This window comes from Thioalbus denitrificans (assembly GCF_003337735.1).
In the GTDB taxonomy this organism is placed as follows: domain Bacteria; phylum Pseudomonadota; class Gammaproteobacteria; order DSM-26407; family DSM-26407; genus Thioalbus; species Thioalbus denitrificans.
The window spans coordinates 179,794-196,527 of the sequence record NZ_QPJY01000004.1 but is presented as its reverse complement, the minus strand read 5'-3'; the positions used below and the strand labels follow the sequence as shown (position 1 = coordinate 196,527).

Genomic DNA, 16,734 nt, shown 5'->3' with positions numbered 1-16,734 from the left:
AACCATGCGCGCGCTCGACCTGAAACTGCTTCGCGACCTCTGGCACCTGCGCGGCCAGGCGCTGGCCATCGCGCTGGTGCTCACCGGCGGCGTGGCCACCTTCGTCATGTCCCGCAGCACCCTCGACGCCCTGCACGACACCCGCGCGGCCTTCTACCAGGAGACCCGCTTCGCCGACGTGTTCGCCTCCCTCAAGCGCGCCCCCGAATCCCTGCGCGGGCGCATCGCCGCCATCCCGGGGGTGGCGGCGGTGGAGACCCGGGTGGTGACCCAGGTGAACGTGGACCTGCCGGGCTTTCCCGAGCCGGTGAAGGGCCGGCTGGTGTCGGTGCCCGACAGTGGCGCGCCGCTGCTCAATGACGTCTACCTGCGCCGGGGACGCCTGATCGATCCCGCCCGCGACGACGAGGCCCTGGTGAGCGAGGCCTTTGCCGAGGCCCATGGCCTCGAGCCGGGAGACACGCTCGCGGCGGTCATCAACGGCCGCTACAAGCGCCTCACCCTGGTGGGGGTGGTGCTTTCGCCGGAAGTCGTCTACCAGCTCGCGCCCGGCGCGGTGATCCCCGATTTCCGCCGCTACAGCGTGCTGTGGATGGCGCGCCGGCCGCTGGCCACCGCCAACGACATGGATGGCGCCTTCAACGACGTCGCCCTCGGTCTCGCCGCCGGTGCCAGCGCCCGGGCCGTGATCGACCGGCTCGATGCGCTGCTCGCCCCCTACGGCGGGCTGGGCGCCTATACCCGCGAGGACCAGGTCTCCCACCGCTACCTGAACGAGGAGTTCCGCCAGCTGGAGCAGATGGCGGTGATGTACCCGGTGATGTTTCTCGGCGTGGCCGCCTTCCTGCTCAACGTGGTGGTTACCCGGCTGGTGAACACCCAGCGCGAGCAGATCGCCATGCTCAAGGCCTTCGGCTACGGCAACGGCGCGGTGACTCTCCATTACGTGAAGCTGATCCTGGCCATCACGCTGCTGGGCGACCTCGGCGGCGTCGCGCTGGGGGTGTGGATGGGGCAGGGTCTGGGCGATCTCTACATGGACTACTACCGCTTCCCGTTTCTGCTCTACCGCCTCGATCCCGCGCTGGTGCTGGTGGCGGTGCTGATCAGCGCCGCCGCGGCGCTGTCAGGCACCCTGTTCGCGGTTCGCGCCGCGGCACGGCTGCGCCCGGCCGAGGCCATGCGCCCGGAGGCGCCGCCCGTCTACCGGGCCACCCTGCTGGAACGTATCGGCCTGCAGCGGCTGCTGGCCCCGCCCAGCCGCATGATCCTGCGCCACCTGGAACGGCGGCCCTTCAAGGCGCTGCTCTCGGTGGTGGGCATCGCCTTCTCCTATGCCATCCTCATGCTGGGCAGCTTCTTCGGCGACGCGGTGGACTACCTGGTGGACGTGCAGTTCCGCCAGATCCAGCGTGAGGACATGACCGTCTCCTTCGCGGAGACCACCGGGCGCAAGGCGCTGTTCGAGCTGCAGTCGCTGCCGGGCGTGCGCTACGCCGAGGGGGTGCGTGGCGTCTCCGTGCGCCTGCGCAACGGCTACCGCACCTACCGCACCGGCATCCAGGGCCTCGAGCGCAACGGCCGCCTGCAGCGGGTGCTGGACGAGTCACTGCACCCCATCCCGCTGCCGGAAGGCGGTCTGCTGCTGAGCGACTACCTGGGCGAGCTGCTGGGCGTGGGGGTGGGCGACCGGGTCACCGTGGAGATCCTGGAGGGCGAGCGGCCGGTCTACCAGGTGCCGGTGGCGCGGGTGATCACCCAGTTCGTGGGGGTGGCCGCCTACATGGACCGCACGGCCCTCAACCGCCTCCTGCGCGAGGGCGATGTCATCACCGGCGCCCTGCTGGCGGCGGACCGTCACTCCCGCAACGCCATCTACGACGAGCTCAAGGCGCGACCGCGGGTCGCGGGCGTGGAGGTGCGCGAGTACGCCATCGACAACTTCAACGAACTGATGGCCCAGTCCATCAACCTGTTCTCCTTCTTCGTGGTCATCCTGGCGGGCAGCATCGCCTTCGGCGTGGTCTACAACAGCGCCCGCATCGCCCTGGCCGAACGCGGACGCGAGCTGGCGAGCCTGCGGGTGCTGGGTTTCACCCGCGGCGAGATTTCCTACATTCTGCTCGGCGAGATGACCCTGCTCACCCTCGCGGCCCTGCCGGTGGGTTTTCTCATCGGGCAGGGCATGGCCGCGTATATGATCGAAACCATGCAGAGCGAGCTGTTCCGCATCCCCTACGTGCTGGAGGCGCGCACCTACGCGTTCGCCGCGCTGGTGGTCCTGGTGGCCTCCGCTCTGTCCGCGCTCATCGTCCGCCGCCGCCTCGACCGGCTCGACCTGGTGGCGGTGCTCAAGACCCGGGAGTGAAGTCATGAAGTGGCGCCGCAATATCGGAATCCTGCTGCTTGCCGTCCTCGTCGCCGGAGGCCTCGGCTACGGCTTCTGGCCCAAGCCGGTGCCCATGGACATGGCCGAGGTCTCCCGCGGCCCGCTGGTGGTGAGCCTGCAGGAGGAGGGGCGCACCCGGGTGCGGGACCGCTATGTCATCTCCGCGCCCATCGCCGGCTATCTCCGCCGCATCACCCTCGAGGTGGGGGACCCTGTGACCGGTGGCCAGGTCGTGGCGACGCTGGAGCCCCTGCGCTCCACCAGCCTGGATCCCCGCAGCCGCGCCGAGGCCCAGGCCCGGGTCAGCGCCGCGGAGGCGGCGGTGAAGGGCGCCGAGGAGGAGGTGCGGGCCGCCGGCGTCGATGCCGAGCTGGCCCGGCGCGAATACGATCGGCGCAAGCGGCTGTGCCAGGTGGAATGCATCTCCGAGGAGGAGGTGGAGCGGGCCGGGGCCGAGGCGCGGCGCAGCGCGGCACGGCTGCGCTCGGCGGAGTTCAACGTGGAAGTGGCCAGCTCCGAGCTGGAGGCGGCGCGCATGGGATTGCGCTTCGCCGGCACCGCTCCGGAGGGACAGGATGAGCAGGTCGCGGTCCGGGCGCCGGTGGACGGCCGGGTGCTGAAGCGCTACCTGGAGAGCGAGGGGGTGGTCCAGCCGGGCCAGGCGTTGCTGGAGGTGGGCGATCCGGCCGCCATCGAGGTGGAGGTGGATGTGCTTTCCGCCGATGCGGTGGGCATCGCCCCCGGTACGCGAGTCCAGCTGGAGCGCTGGGGCGGCCCGGAGGCGCTGGAGGCCAGGGTACGGCGGGTGGAGCCGGTGGGCTTCACCAAGGTCTCCGCGCTGGGCGTGGAGGAGCAGCGGGTGCTGGTCATCGCCGACATCACTTCGCCGCAGGCGCAGTGGCTGCGCCTCGGTGACGGCTACCGGGTGGAGGCCCGTTTCATCCTCTGGGAGGCGGAGGATGTGCTGCAGGTGCCGGCCAGCGCCCTGTTCCGCGAGGCCGGGGCGTGGGCCGTGTTCACGGTCGAAGAGGGCCGTGCCCGCCGGCGGGGCGTGGAGGTGGGCGAGCGCAACGGCCTCAGCGCCGAAATCAAGTCCGGCCTGAAGGCCGGCGAGACCGTCATTGCCCACCCCGACAACCAGACCCACGACGGCCTGCGCGTGCGATCCCGTTCCTGATTAATGGACAGGATTGACAGGATTGAGAAAAGGACTGTTTAACCGCAGATTGCGCCGAATGGCGCTTACGGATCGATGCGTTATGCTTACAGACAGTCATGGGAGACCGTCCACCAGAGCTTCGGGGCGGCGGTTGGATGCCGGATCCGAGTACTCGGCCGGGTGGGGAAGATCCAGCCCGGGGCGGCCCGCTGACTGGCCCGCACAGGGAGGCAACCAAGATGCGTAAATCGACGCTATTTCTGCTGGGCGCCGCAACGGCTTCCATCGTCCTGAGTGCTGGCGCGCAGGCCCAGGATGGTGCGGCCCTCTATGCCCAGAAGACCTGCATCGCCTGCCACGGCGCAGGGGGCAACAAACCGATCCTGCCCACCTATCCGAGGCTTGCCGGACAGAACGCCGAGTACCTCTACAACCAGATGGTCGACATCAAGAGCGGGGCCCGCAACAACGGCCAGGCCGCGGCCATGAAGGGGGTGATGCACCTGGTGAACGAGGGGGAGATGAAGGTGATCTCCGAGTGGCTGGCCACGCTGCCTGGCGTGGGTGCGGCCGCTCCGGTTGCGGCGGCCCCCGAGCCTGCGCCCGCTCCTGAAGCTGCCGCCGAGCCTGCGCCGGCCCCCGAGCCTGCGCCCGCTCCTGAAGCTGCCGCCGAGCCTGTGCCGGCCCCCGAGCCGGCACCCGCTCCTGAAGCTGCCGCCGAGCCTGCGCCGGCCCCCGAGCCGGCACCCGCTCCTGAAGCTGCCGCCGAACCTGCGCCGGCCCCCGAGCCGGCACCCGCTCCTGAAGCTGCCGCCGAACCTGCGCCGGCCCCCGAGGGATCGGCACAGGGCGATCAGGTCGCCTGGGACGTCCACAGCGGCGAAATCGACGCGGCCCTCAACCTGGAGGGCAACAAGGAAGACGGCCGTGATGTCTACGAGGTCTGCTCCGCCTGCCACCTGCCCGAGGGCTGGGGCACCGAGGACGGTACCTTCCCGCAGCTGGCCGGCCAGCACCGGAAGGTGCTGATCAAGCAGCTGTCGGACATCCGCGCCAAGAACCGCGACAACCCCACCATGTACCCCTTCGCCCTGCCGGAGTCCATCGGCGACGCCCAGGCGCTGGCCGACGTGGTGGCCTACATCGAGACCATCCCCATGAACCCGAAGCCGGGTTATGGTCCGTGGGAGCCGGGCACCCCCGAGTACGCCAAGGGCGAGCAGCTCTACAAGGACAACTGCACCCGCTGCCACGGCGATGCGGGCGAGGGCATTCCGGAGAAGTTCTACCCGCGCATCGGCGGCCAGCACTACAAGTACATCGTGCGCCAGTTCGAGTGGATCCGCGACGGCAAGCGCCGCAACGCCAACCCGGACATGGTCAAGCAGATCCAGGAGTTCTCCGACCAGGACATGAAGATGGTGATCAACTGGGTCTCCCGCCAGCTGCCGCCGAAGGAGCTGCTGGCGCCGTCCCCGGACTGGCTGAACCCCGACTTCGAGTAAGCGGACGGACCCGGTGCCGGGCGGCGGCTGGGACGCCGCCCGGTCCACTGCCCGGATTGATCACGGGAGGCAAGCCTGGCATCCGCGTGACCCGGGAATGGAAGTGCTGCCGGTCCTTTCCGGCCTGACAAGTCCAGTAAATCCTGCCTGCCGGGAATAGACGCCCCTACAACCCCGTGCCGGGAAAAGGTATCCTCCCCGCCCCGGTCGCTGATTGAAGGGAGTCTCCGTTTGGCTATGAAGAACAGCACCATCCGTATCATCGCCCTGGTCGCGGTCACGCTGGCGCTGCTGCTGCTCGTCGGAGTGCAGGGGCTGCGCTGGTTCCTGGAACGCGCCGATGAGCGCAACCTGGAGCGGCTGGCCGCCCTGCAGGTAATCGTGGACCGCGCCGAGCGGGAGCAGGGCGGGGAGGTGGTGGGGAGCCGCCTCGACGACCGGGCCGGGCGGCCGGTGTACGAGTTGACCCTGCGCCTGCCCGACGGGCGGTTGCGGCGGTTGCAGTACGACCTGGACAGCGGCGAGCCGCTCCCGGCTCAGCCCCCGGGAGAATGAGCCTGCGCTGCGGTTCCGTTCAGGGGACGTTCAGGGGTCGGCGGTTAGCCTGACACTGCCTGGAACAGCCAGGCATGTTGAAGCACAGGAGCCGACCATGAAGAAGACCACCGGAACCCTCATCGTCATCGCAGCGCTGGCCGCCGGGGCCCTGGCGCCGTTCAGCGCCAACGCCGGGATCAATGACCGCCAGGAGCGCCAGGATCGGCGCATCGAGCAGGGCGTCAAGAGCGGCGAGCTGACCCGCGGCGAGCGTCGCTACCTGGAGGAGGAGCAGCGGCGCATCAATCGCCTGGAGCGCCGCTTCCGCAGCGACGGTCGCCTGACCAAGCGCGAACGCTCCATCCTCGATGCGGAGCTCGACCGCCTGAGCCGCCAGATCAAGATCATGAAGCACAACCGCCTGGATCGGGACCGTCGGGACGACCGGCGCTACAGCTGGGACTACCGTCCCTATCGCGACTATGACCGCGACCCACGCTGGGATCGCCGCCATGACGACCATCTCTGGTGGTGGTGGCGGCAGTGGGATCATGACCGCCGCTGAATGCCGCCATGGGGCGCGCCCGGCATGCCGGGCGCGCCCCGCCCGGGCTCAGCGCCGGGGAGCGGTGTAGACGATGTAGGCCGAATCGCTGCGCACGGCGCTGGGATTGCCCTCGGGGTAGGTGATCGCCACCGTGAAGGGGGCGCTCTGGAGGCCCATGCCGGCGCTGCGGATGCGCACGCAGCCGTCGCTGGCATGGCCCACGCCCCGGGAGTCGCTGTCGGTGATGATGTCGACCCGGTTGGTCAGGGTCAGGGTGGTGATGTAGTTCTGGCGGGTTTCGCTGTTGCGGATCTCCACGTGCAGGTAGGCGCCGTGACCGGACCCGCCGTTGACGGCGTTGGACGAGCGGGCTTCGAGGCAGAAATCGACGCTGCGATCGTCATGATCGCGCAGCATGGGGAACTTCCAGCTGACCTTTTCCTGCTCGCTTCGCAGCCAGTACCAGCCCTGGTGCGGTTCCATGTCGGCATGGAAGGCGCTCGGGAGCTCCCTGCGGACCGTGTAACCACCGTCCCCGGCCCCGGCCGCGAGCGCCAGGGTTCCGCAGAGGATTGCCGCCAGGTACTGTCCGGGATGGTGGCTGCCGCGCACGGTGATTACTCCGTATCGAAGCGCTCGAAGCGCATGGTGAACTGGCCGCGGCCATGGGTGAGGCTGCGCAGATCGGTGGTATAGCCGAGCAGCCGGTCCAGGGCGCAGGTGCAGCGGGCGGTGGCGGTTCCGCCGTGGATGGCGGAGGCCTGGATGGTGGCCTGGCGGGACTGCAGATCACCGAGCACCGAGCCGAAATTCTCCTCCGGCACCACCACTTCCACGGCCATGATGGGCCGCAGCAGGATCCCGCCGGCGTTCGCCATGGCCTTGCGGATGGCCGTGCTCACCGCCTGGTAGAGGGCGGGCGGCGCCGATGGCGCGCCGTAGAGGGTGACCTGCTCCACGCGGATTTGCACGTCCTGCAGGGGGTAGCCGGCCAGTGGCCCGGTCAGGGCCGCATCGCGGGCGGCCGCGGCCACCGCCTCGGCCTGGAGCGGCGAGAGTTGCTGGCCCTCCGGCAGCACGACCGGGTTGCTCTCGGTGACGAGGCCCGCGCCGCGCTCCAGCGGCGTGACGCTGACCCGCGCATCGGCGCGCAGTTCCAGCTGCCGGTGCTCCTGCTCGAACAGGCGCTGGATGGACGCTTCTCCCTCGGCGCTGCCCGCGAGGGTCTCGCGCCGGACCACCTCCGGCCGCCCGGCGCGTACCCGCAGGCCGAACTCGCGCTCCAGGCGCTCGAATACGATCTGCAGATGCAGCTCGCCCATGCCGCGCAGCACCCGCTGGCCGGTTTCCTGATCCTCGAACAGGCGCAGGGTCGGGTCCTCCTGCTGCAGCTTGTCCAGGGCCTCCAGCAGCTTCTCCTCGTCCTGGGCCGAGGCCGGTTCGACCGCCAGCCCCAGCACCGGTTCCAGGGCCTCGATGCGCTCCAGCGTCAACGGCTCCTCGGGGCAGCACAGGGTGTCGCCGGTGCTGGCGTGGCGCAGGCCCGCGAGCAGCACGATCTGGCCGGCGCTCGCCTCGTCCATGCGGTTCTTCTGGTGGGCGTCCACGTCGAACAGCCGCGCCACCCGTTCCTGGACCAGGCTGCCGTCCGGGCGGGGAATGACCACCGGATCGCCGGGGCGGAGGGTTCCGCGGTAGATGCGGGTGAAGACATGGCGGCGGCCCTCCCACATCTGCACCTTGAACGCCAGCGCCGCCAGGCAGCCTTCCGGCTCCATGGGCAGGGTGACGGTTCCGCCGTCGGTCCGGCGCGCCGTGGCGGGGGGACGGTCCTGCGGCGAGGGCAGCAGCCGCACCACCGCGTCCAGGACCGGCTGCACGCCCAGGTTGCGCAGGGCGCTGCCGCCGAAGCAGGGGTGGATCCGCCCGCCCAGGGTGGCCGTGCGCAGTGCGCTCCAGACCTGCTCCGGCTCCGGCCGGCCGCCGGAGAGCACCACCTCGGCCAGTGCCTCGTCGGCTTCCGCCGCCGCCAGCAGCAGGGTTTCGCGGGCCCCGGCCAGGGACTCCCAGGTCGCTGGATCGCAGGTCTCCCCGGTCATGGTCTCGCCCTGGTCGCCGCCGAAGCCCAGCAGCTCGCCCGTCACCAGATTCACCACCGCGTTGCGGCCGGGGAAGGGCACGGTCACCGGGACCGGCTCTCCGCCCAGCTGCTTGCGCACCGTCTCCAGGGCATGGGCGTAATCGGCCCCGGGGCGATCCATCTTGTTGACGAAGAACAGGGTGGGAAGGTTGAAGCGACTGCGCTGGCGCCACACGGTTTCGGTCTGCGGCTCCACGCCGCGCACGCCGTCGAGCACCACGATACAGCCGTCGAGCACCCGCATGCTGCGCTCCACCTCGATGGTGAAGTCCACGTGTCCGGGGGTGTCGATGAGCTGCAGGACGTGGTCGCGCCAGGGCAGCTTGGTGACCGCCGACATGATGGTGATGCCGTGGGCCTGTTCCTCGGCCAGGTAGTCCATGTGCGCCTGGCCGTCGTGCACCTCGCCGATCTTGTGGGAGGCGCCGCTGTAGAACAGCAGCCGCTCGGTGAGGGTGGTCTTGCCGGCGTCCACGTGGGCGGCGATGCCGATATTGCGCACCCGGGACAGATCGTGGCCCTTGCTCATGGTTTCCCTGATCGAGGTTTGGTGAGTTCGCCACCGCAATGATAGCCACTTGTGTGCCTTGTGGTTAGCTCCGTTGCGCCGGCAGCCGGGATTCGCCATGGAGGGCGCGGAGAGCGCGGTGGGTGAATGGCGCGTCGAGGCGCGGTCCCGGCGGCGATGGCGGGAGTCCCGGCCGGGGTGCGGTCGTCGATCATGTCCGCCCTGGGTGTCCGGCGTGCTTCAAGGCAATTCCCGAGTTGCGTGAGTGGTTAAGGAAAGGTTAAGTCACGGACCCTATCATCCCCCACCATGGAACAACGGCGGAGCAGGATGTAATTCCGACCTTCGCACGTTGTTGTTACGAAGCACCTTTGCGTACAAGACGCAGGGGCCGCGGACCCGGAGAGGATGACCTGACATGAGCAAACCCACGGAACAGGCACGGATGGCAGCCAGGCCCGCTCCCCTGGAGCTGGCCGGTGCGGAAACTCAGCCCCTCGCGCCCGCCCGGCTGGCGCGGGCGAAGAGCGCCTATACCACCCGGCGGGTGCCGCTGGCCGAGACGGCCGCCCTGCTGCTCAGCGGCGATGTGCGGCCCCGCGCCGGCGACCTGGTGCTGGCGGAAGTGGTGCGGCCGCGTCAGCATACCCGCCTGGAGCTCGGCACGGGGCGGCGCGCGCAGCTCTATCCCGGCGACGAGATCGTGGTGTGCTATGGCGATCGCTACGCGCCGGACCAGTTCGAGGCGCACGTCCCGAAGGACCTCGGCCCCTGCCACCTGGTGGCCGCCGGCGGCGTGGCCGCCCTGGTGCGCAGTCGCCACGGCCGGATGAAGCCGGCCACCGAGATCCGCCCGCTGGGCCTGCTGGCGGATGCCGGCGGACGCCGTCTCAACCTGGCCGACTGGTCGCTCGCCGCGCCGGGATCCGGCGGGGGTCAGCCCCGGCCGTTCACGGTGGCCGTGCTGGGTACGGCCATGAACGCGGGCAAGACCACCACCGCCGGCCACCTGGTGCGGGGCCTGGTCCGGGCCGGTCTCCGCGTGGGCGCCGCCAAGGTGACGGGGACCGGGGCCGGCGGTGACGCCTGGTTCCTGACCGACACCGGCGCGCACCACGTCTACGACTTCACCGATGCGGGCGCGGCCTCCACCTACCGGCTGCCGCCCGAACGGGTCGACGCCATTCTCGATACCCTGACCGGCCGGCTGGCCGCGGACGGGGCCGAGGTGGTGGTGCTCGAGGTGGCCGACGGCCTGTTCCAGCCCGAGACCGCCGCATTGCTGGCCTCCCCCCGGTTCGCCGCGGCGGTGGACGGCATCGTGTTCGCCGCCGGCGACGCCATGGGGGCCATGGGCGGCGTGCTGCATCTCGAGCACTATGACCTGCCGGTGCTGGCGGTGAGTGGAGCGCTCACCGCCTCGCCCCTGGCCCGCCGCGAGGCGGAGACGGCCACCGGCCTGCCGGTGCTCGACCTGGAGGCGCTCGCGGCCGCCGACGTGCTGGACCGGCTGCAGGCCCAGCTCCCCGGCCGGGAGCCGGAACTCGCGGTGGCCCTGTGACCCGGGAGCTGCCCGAGATTTTCAGCGGTCGGCGGCGGCGCCTGTTCGCGACCCTGGTGGCCGTGGGCGCCGGCCAGGCGCTGGCCGCGGTGGCCACCGTCCTGCTGGTTCGGACCGGCTTCGACCGGCTCCTGGCCGGCGGCGCCGAGGCCGTGCTGTGGCCGGCGCTGGGCCTGGTGGCCGCGGCGCTGGCGGTCGCCTGGCTGCGCTATGCCGAGCGCGCCGGGGCCGAACGCCTCGGCCAGGACTACGTCGCCGATGTGCGGCTGGTCCTGTTCGACCGGCTCAGCACCCTGGCGCCGCGGGCGCTGCAACGGCGCAGCCGGGGCGGGGTGATGCTGCGCTTCGTGGGTGATCTCACTGCCCTGCGCCAGTGGGTGAGCCTGGGCCTGGCGCGACTGACCGTGGCGGGCATCAGCACCTTCGGTGCCCTGGCGGCGCTGGCGGTCATCAATCCGCTGCTGGGCGGCGTGGTGGCGGCGGTGCTGTGCATCGGCATGGTGACGGCCCTGGGGCTCGGCGCAAGGATGCGTCGCGCGGTCCAGGAGGCGCGCCGGCTGCGCACGCACCTGGCCGCCAATGTGAGCGAGAAGATCGCCACCATGCCGGTGGTGCAGGTGTTCGGCCAGGCCCGGCGCGAGCGCCGCCACCTGGCGCGCCAGAGCAACCGTCTCGGTGCCGCCGAGGTGCGCCGGGCGCGGGTGGCGGGCGGATTGCGGGCGGTCACCGAGGGCACCGCCGCGCTGGCGGTGGCCGCGTCGCTGCTGGCCGGTGCCTTCGAGGCCGCCGCCGGGCAGGCGACGGCCGGCACCGTGGTGGCCGCCATGGCCATCGTCGGTTTCCTGGTCTCGCCGTTGCGGGATCTGGGCCGGGTCTACGAATACTGGCAGGGTGCGCGGGTATCGCGGGAGAAGATCCGCCAGTTCCTGGATACGCCGGCGCTGGTGAACGAGGCGGACGACGCGGTGCGCCTGAAGGCGGGCTCCGGACGGCTCAGCTTCGACCGGGTGCGGGTACGGGGGGCGCTCCGCCGCATCAGCCTGGAGGCGGAGCCGGGGACGGTCACCGCCATCGTCGGCCCGAACGGCGCCGGCAAATCCACGCTGCTGGCGCTGGCGGCGCGGCTCATCGACCCCGATGGCGGGCGGGTGCGCCTGGATGGCCGCAATCTCGCCCGGGTCCGGTTGTCCTCCCTGCGCCGGGAAGTGGGGATGGTGAGCCCCGATCTGCCGCTGCTGCGGGGAACCATCGACCGCAACCTGCGCTACCGGTGCCCGGATGCACCGGAGGCCGAGATCGAGCGGGTCAAGGCCCTGTGCGGGCTGGACACGCTGCTGGAGGAGCTGCCGGAAGGGGCCGCGACCCGCCTGGCCGAGGGCGGTGCCAACCTCTCCCCCGGGCAGCGCCAGCGCATCGCCCTGGCCCGTGCCATCGTCGGTCAGCCGCGCCTGCTGCTCCTGGACGAGGCCGAGTCCAACCTCGACCCCCAGTCCGCGCTGGCCCTGGACCAGGTGCTGTCCGGTTACCGGGGCACGGTGCTGATGGTGACCCATCGCCCCGATCGGCTGGCGACGGCGGACCGGATCTGGCACCTGGAGGACGGGCAACTGGTGGAAGCCGGTACGCCACAGGCGCTGGCGCGCGGCGACGGCCCCACCGCGCGCCTGTTCGGCGCCGGCTGGGCCCTCCGCAATGCGTCCTGAGGGAGACGCCGATGGCCGCAGATCCCCGTGAGTTCATGCCCCGCCCGGGTGCCCCGCAGTCCGCCGGGCGCCGGGGCGCGGTGCCGCTGCGCCACCAGCGGGGACGGGTGCTGTTCCGGCGCCTGGCCGGCGATCGCGGCCAGCACTATTTCCTCTACCTGCCCCGTTCGGGAACCGTCAACGCCCGGGTGCTGGTGAGCGTCCACGGCATATCCCGCAATGCCCGCGAGCACGCCGAGGAGTTCGCCCGGCTTGCCGAGCGGCACGGCGTGGTGCTGGTGGCGCCCCTGTTCTCCGCGGATCGATTTCCCGGCTACCAGCGGCTCGGGCGGCGGGCGGACCGGGCGCTGGAGGCCATTCTCGCCGAAGTGGGGCATCTCACCGGCGCCTTCACCCGGCGCGTCTACCTGTTCGGCTTCTCCGGCGGCGGGCAGTTCGTGCACCGCTATGCGATGGCCAATCCGCGGCGGGTGAGGGCCTATGTCCTGGGTGCGCCCGGCTGGTACACCTTTCCCGACCCGGAACAGAGATACCCGCGGGGCATCGCGCCCGGCGATTCCCGAACGGGGCCGCGCTTCGAGCCGGAGGAGTTTCTCCGGGTGCCGGCGACGGTGGTGGTGGGCGAGCATGACGGCGAGCGGGATCCCAGCCTCCGGACCGATCCCCGCATCGATCGGCAGCAGGGGCTGAACCGCATCGAGCGGGGGCGGCGCTGGGTGCAGGCCATGAACCTGGCTGCCCGGGCCCGGGGCCTGGCGGCCCCGTTCCGCTTCGAGTTGCTGCCGGGCGCCGGCCATTCCTTTGCCCAGAGCGCCGCCGATCGGGGTCTGGAGGAGCGGGTGTTCCGGGCCCTGTTCGGGAAGAACGGGGGCGGATAAAAAACACCCGCACGAGGCACGCGCCGTGTGCGGGCGGGGGAGGAGAAAGGTGGAACGGGTCGCCTGCGTCTGGGCGCTCCGCGGGTGGCGACAGTGGCCACCGGCTCAGGCTACCCGCTGGCATCGCCCGCTTTCTGTGAACGGGTTCTCAGAGTGTGCGAGTGTGTCCCGCCCTTGATAGGGGGGTATTCGCGCCCGATCACTTTTCTCCCGGGGCGACCGCAATGCCGATTCCCGATTGAATGTTCTCTTTTGGTTCTCTATTCTGAAGGGGAGCCGAACGAGAAAGCCGCCATGCCCACAGCCCCGCCGTTACCGGACCCTCCCGCCCCTGATCCCGCCTTTCCCGCCGGCGCGGACGCGTGTCCGGTGCACTGGCCGCGGGCCATCATCCTGGTGGACATGAACGCCTTCTTCGCCTCGGTGGAGCAGCGGGATCGGCCGGAATGGCGCGGACGCCCGGTGGCCATCACCAACGGCCGCCAGGGGACCTGCGTCATCACCTGCTCCTACGAGGCGCGCGCCTTCGGGGTGCGCACGGGCATGCGGCTGCCCCAGGCGCGGCGGCTCTGTCCCGACCTGATCCAGTGTCCCGCCCGGCCGGAGCGCTACGCGGAGGTTTCCACCGCCATCATGGAGGCCCTGGCGGCGATCTCGCCCGACATCGAGGTGTTCTCCGTGGACGAGGCGTTCCTGGACGTCACCCGCTGTCAGCGCCTGCTGGGCAGTCCGGCGGCCATCGCCCGGCTGGCCCGGCGGCGGGTGTTCGAGGCTTCCGGCGTGTTGTGCTCGGTGGGGGTGAGCGGAGACAGGACCACCGCCAAGTTCGCCGCCAAGCAGGACAAGCCCGACGGTTTCACCGTCATTCCCCCCTGGGAGGCGGCCGCGCGTCTCCACGCTGTTCCCGTCACCGAGTTGTGCGGGGTGGCCGAGGGCATCGGCGCCTTTCTCGCCCGGCACGGGGTGCATACCTGCGGCGAGATGGCGCGGCTGCCCATCGGGGTGCTGGCGCGGCGCTTCGGCAACCCCGGCCGGCGCATCTGGTACATGGCCCAGGGGCGGGACCCGGAAAAGGTGCGGACCGGCGTCGCTCCGCCGCAGTCGGTGGGCCACGGCAAGGTGGTGCCGCCGGACACCCGCGATCGGGCCGTCCTGCTCACCTACCTGCTGCACATGAGCGAGAAGGTGGGTGCCCGGCTGCGGCGGCACGGGCTGGCGGCGCGTGAATTCTTCATCGGCCTGCGGGTCCGGGGCGGCTGGGAGGGGGCGCGCCTGCGCACGGCCATGCCCACCGACGACGGCCACCAGATCGCGGCCCTGTGCCGGGAAGTGCTCGGCCGGCACTGGGACGGGGCGGGGGTGCACCAGGTCCAGGTGACCGCCCTCGACCCCGTTCCGGCGCGGGCGCAACTGGAGCTGTTCGCCGACGAGGCGCCCGGGCATCCCGAGATCAACGGGGTCATGGACGCGGTGAACCGGCGTTTCGGCCAGTTCGCCCTGGCGCCGGCCCGCCTGCTCGAGCGTTCCGCCATGCCCGATGTGATCGCTCCCGCCTGGAAGCCGTTCGGCCATCGCCGGAGTGTATGAAATCCTTTTAAATTAGTTTGATGGCCGCCCTTTGGAGAGTCGTTCGCGGATACCGGGGCGGCCCGGCGATATTAACCGATCACTTGAATATAATATATATTATTCAGCTGATTATATGTTTTATGTAATGTTGTGTATGAGGTTTGTCCGGCCATGTGCGGCGGCGTCTATTTCGAACATGAGGAGCGGGATGTGCGGGTCTACTTCCCGAACCCGGGTGCGCGACTGCCGGTACGTCGTCGCAAAGGCGGCGTCGGCCTGCTGCCCTGGGGGCGGCGGCCGCAGCAGGCGGGGCAGCTGCCGCTGGGCGGCTGGGCGCGGCTGGAGGCCATCTACGCCGGGCGCTGGGATCGCTGGTTCCCGGTGCCGGTGAAGCTGGTGCTGAAGAGCTTCATGGAGCCCGATATCGAGGGGCATGCCCGCTGGTACGACCTGACCCGCGGGCAGTGGATCCAGGGGCTGGTGGCCCGCGAAGGGAGCGAGCGCCGGGTCTACGTGGTGGTGGTCGAGCCGGAGCTGGCCGAGGCGGTTCATGCCCGCTGGCCGCGGATCCTGAGTGGATGATGTCCGGGTGCGGGCATCCGGCTCAGTGGCCGGGCGTGCCTTCCGGTTCGCATCTCTTTCCGTCGGTCGCCGTGCAGATACGGTTGCGCCCGCTGCGCTTGGCCCGCAGCAGGGCCTGGTCGGCCGTGTCCACCAGGGCCTCGGGATCAAGCGGGTGTTCGGGGCCGGAGGCGGCCACACCCATGCTCACGGTCACATGCCCGGCCACCGTGGAGCTCCGGTGTTCGATGGCCAGGTCGGCCACCGCCGCCTGCATGCGTTCGGCGATGCGCAGGGCGCCGGGCGCGTCGGTTTCGGGCAGGACCGCGACGAACTCCTCGCCGCCGTAGCGGGCCACCACGTCGCCGGTACGATGGGCGACGCGCTCGATGGCGTGGGCGACCCGCTTCAGGCAGTCGTCGCCCTGGAGGTGGCCGTAGGTGTCGTTGTAGGCCTTGAAGAAATCGATGTCCATCATGATGACCGCGAGCGGACGGCTGTGGCGGCGGGCGAGCTTGGAGAGATTGGCGTAGGCGGTGTCGAAGCGGCGGCGGTTGGGTATGCCCGTCAGGCCGTCCCGGTCCGAGAGGCGGCGCAGCTGGGTATTGGCGTCGTGGAGCTGGGCCAGCATCCGGCCGAAGTTCTCCACCGCCCGGTTGATGGCGTCCAGCTCGCGGATGCGCACGTGGGGCAGCGCCACCGGATGGTGGGTGGACTGGACCTGCTCGAGCCCCCGGGTGGCGGCGAGGATCGGCAGGAGGATGTGCCGGCGCCAGAGCAGGGCCAGGATGAGGAGGACCGCGAGCAGGGTCAGCAGGGCGCCGGTGCCCACCAGCCGGGCCTGTTCAGCCAACTCCACGATGAGTCCCGAGCGGTCCGAGGCCCGTAGTGCCGCCCGGGTGGAGAGGCTGTCGGCCAATGCCTCCAGGGTCTGGCGGGCGGCGGCCCAGCGGGCGTCGGCGGTCTCCCCGGCGTTGATGATGGCGCGGCGCCGTTCGATCACTTCCCGCCAGCCGCTGCTCTCCTCCGGCAGGTGAATGGCCACGGCGTTGAAGGCAGCCTCGAGACGGGCCAGCTCCAGCGGGGTGGCGGCATGCTTGACGCTGGTGAGCAGGCGTTCTGCGCGATAGAGCCTCCGGATCCGTTCCGCATCGGCTTCCCGGGCCAGGGCTTCGATGCGCGCCTCGATCGTTTCCAGGCGGTTGGCGATCCATTCCTCCTCGTTTTCCTGTTCCTCCCGGGTACGGGCGACGAAGAGGATGGCCTGGTAGGCGAGCCGGATGGTCTGGTGGACCCGCGACTCCTGCTCGAATACCGAATCGCTGGCGAGGATGTAGGCGGCCAGCCGGACCCGTCGCCGCCGCTCGGCGTCGGGGGTGGTGAGGACGACCTCCCCGAAGCCCCGCAGCCGTTCGATGTTCACCGCGGTACCCTGGTGGCGGATGAGCCCCGGCAGCAGCACGTTGCGAGTGTCGGCGGCGAGTTGTTCGATGTCCATCAGCGCCTTGCCGACCAGGAGGCTGGTGCCGGTGAACAGCGCCAGGAGCAGGGCGCCGAAGACCAGTACGGCGGGCACCAGCCCGAGGTGGCCCTGTCGAGCCGGGGCGGGTGGAGCGCCGGCGGACCTGCCATCCGGTGTGGGGTTCGGTGCGGCCATGGCTTGTCTCGGTACCGGGC

13 protein-coding genes are annotated in these 16,734 nt (G+C 70.7%); 10 read left to right on the top strand and 3 right to left on the bottom strand.

Annotated elements, in window-relative coordinates:
- The first annotated feature begins 4 nt into the window (after positions 1-4).
- The 5 genes from DFQ59_RS10840 to DFQ59_RS10810 all read left to right on the top strand — a co-directional run bounded on the left by DFQ59_RS10840 (position 5) and on the right by DFQ59_RS10810 (position 6,155).
- Entirely contained in the window at positions 5-2,368 is a 2,364-nt protein-coding gene (locus DFQ59_RS10840) for an ABC transporter permease (protein ID WP_114279719.1), read from the top strand.
- A 4-nt stretch (positions 2,369-2,372) separates the two neighbouring features.
- Positions 2,373-3,566 (top strand): efflux RND transporter periplasmic adaptor subunit, encoded by a 1,194-nt coding sequence (locus DFQ59_RS10835; RefSeq protein ID WP_114279718.1) that lies wholly within the window; start codon positions 2,373-2,375, stop codon positions 3,564-3,566.
- Between the two features lie 221 nt (positions 3,567-3,787).
- The gene (locus DFQ59_RS20060; RefSeq protein ID WP_245937255.1) at positions 3,788-5,053 is read left to right on the top strand and encodes a c-type cytochrome; all 1,266 of its coding nucleotides are present in this window, start codon (positions 3,788-3,790) and stop codon (positions 5,051-5,053) included.
- Positions 5,054-5,284: 231 nt separating this feature from the next.
- The gene (locus tag DFQ59_RS10815) at positions 5,285-5,608 is read left to right on the top strand and encodes a PepSY domain-containing protein (RefSeq protein ID WP_147275229.1); all 324 of its coding nucleotides are present in this window, start codon (positions 5,285-5,287) and stop codon (positions 5,606-5,608) included.
- A gap of 97 nt (positions 5,609-5,705) precedes the next feature.
- Positions 5,706-6,155, top strand: a complete 450-nt coding sequence (locus DFQ59_RS10810) for a hypothetical protein (RefSeq protein WP_114279716.1) — start codon at positions 5,706-5,708, stop codon at positions 6,153-6,155.
- Between the two features lie 48 nt (positions 6,156-6,203).
- Here DFQ59_RS10810 and DFQ59_RS10805 read toward each other — a convergent pair whose 3' ends face one another.
- Positions 6,204-6,749, bottom strand: a complete 546-nt coding sequence (locus DFQ59_RS10805) for a hypothetical protein (protein ID WP_114279715.1) — start codon at positions 6,747-6,749, stop codon at positions 6,204-6,206.
- 5 nt (positions 6,750-6,754) lie between these two features.
- Entirely contained in the window at positions 6,755-8,806 is a 2,052-nt protein-coding gene (locus tag DFQ59_RS10800; RefSeq protein WP_114279714.1) for an elongation factor G, read from the bottom strand.
- Between the two features lie 397 nt (positions 8,807-9,203).
- Here DFQ59_RS10800 and DFQ59_RS10795 point away from each other — a divergent pair, with 397 nt between their 5' ends.
- From DFQ59_RS10795 to DFQ59_RS10775, 5 genes are all read left to right on the top strand, one after another.
- Positions 9,204-10,346: a P-loop NTPase family protein gene (locus DFQ59_RS10795; protein WP_211314886.1), complete on the top strand. Its 1,143-nt coding sequence runs from the start codon at positions 9,204-9,206 to the stop codon at positions 10,344-10,346.
- Positions 10,343-12,049 (top strand): ABC transporter ATP-binding protein, encoded by a 1,707-nt coding sequence (locus tag DFQ59_RS10790; protein ID WP_114279713.1) that lies wholly within the window; start codon positions 10,343-10,345, stop codon positions 12,047-12,049. The genes DFQ59_RS10795 and DFQ59_RS10790 overlap by 4 nt, the downstream gene beginning before the upstream one ends.
- 11 nt (positions 12,050-12,060) lie before the next feature.
- Complete coding sequence (locus DFQ59_RS10785; RefSeq protein WP_211314885.1) at positions 12,061-12,927, top strand: alpha/beta hydrolase; 867 nt, start codon at positions 12,061-12,063, stop codon at positions 12,925-12,927.
- 369 nt (positions 12,928-13,296) lie between these two features.
- Positions 13,297-14,514, top strand: coding sequence for a DNA polymerase Y family protein (locus tag DFQ59_RS10780; protein WP_245937254.1), 1,218 nt, complete (start codon positions 13,297-13,299; stop codon positions 14,512-14,514).
- A 153-nt stretch (positions 14,515-14,667) separates the two neighbouring features.
- On the top strand, positions 14,668-15,078 hold the full coding sequence (locus tag DFQ59_RS10775; protein WP_114279711.1) for a hypothetical protein: 411 nt from the start codon (positions 14,668-14,670) through the stop codon (positions 15,076-15,078).
- A gap of 22 nt (positions 15,079-15,100) precedes the next feature.
- Here the strand turns inward: DFQ59_RS10775 and DFQ59_RS10770 are convergent, their stop codons facing one another.
- Positions 15,101-16,714, bottom strand: a complete 1,614-nt coding sequence (locus DFQ59_RS10770; RefSeq protein WP_114279710.1) for a GGDEF domain-containing protein — start codon at positions 16,712-16,714, stop codon at positions 15,101-15,103.
- Positions 16,715-16,734: the final 20 nt, after the last annotated feature.

Excerpts from the sequence above, each read along its gene's own strand:
- DFQ59_RS10840 (WP_114279719.1), top strand. The coding sequence starts at position 5 with ATGCGCGCGCTCGACCTGAAACTGCTTCGCGACCTCTGGCACCTGCGC.
- DFQ59_RS20060 (WP_245937255.1), top strand. The coding sequence starts at position 3,788 with ATGCGTAAATCGACGCTATTTCTGCTGGGCGCCGCAACGGCTTCCATC.
- DFQ59_RS10810 (WP_114279716.1), top strand. The coding sequence starts at position 5,706 with ATGAAGAAGACCACCGGAACCCTCATCGTCATCGCAGCGCTGGCCGCC.
- DFQ59_RS10775 (WP_114279711.1), top strand. The coding sequence starts at position 14,668 with ATGTGCGGCGGCGTCTATTTCGAACATGAGGAGCGGGATGTGCGGGTC.
- DFQ59_RS10795 (WP_211314886.1), top strand. The coding sequence starts at position 9,204 with ATGAGCAAACCCACGGAACAGGCACGGATGGCAGCCAGGCCCGCTCCC.
- DFQ59_RS10770 (WP_114279710.1), bottom strand. The coding sequence starts at position 16,714 with ATGGCCGCACCGAACCCCACACCGGATGGCAGGTCCGCCGGCGCTCCA.
- DFQ59_RS10835 (WP_114279718.1), top strand. The coding sequence starts at position 2,373 with ATGAAGTGGCGCCGCAATATCGGAATCCTGCTGCTTGCCGTCCTCGTC.
- DFQ59_RS10800 (WP_114279714.1), bottom strand. The coding sequence starts at position 8,806 with ATGAGCAAGGGCCACGATCTGTCCCGGGTGCGCAATATCGGCATCGCC.
- DFQ59_RS10785 (WP_211314885.1), top strand. The coding sequence starts at position 12,061 with ATGGCCGCAGATCCCCGTGAGTTCATGCCCCGCCCGGGTGCCCCGCAG.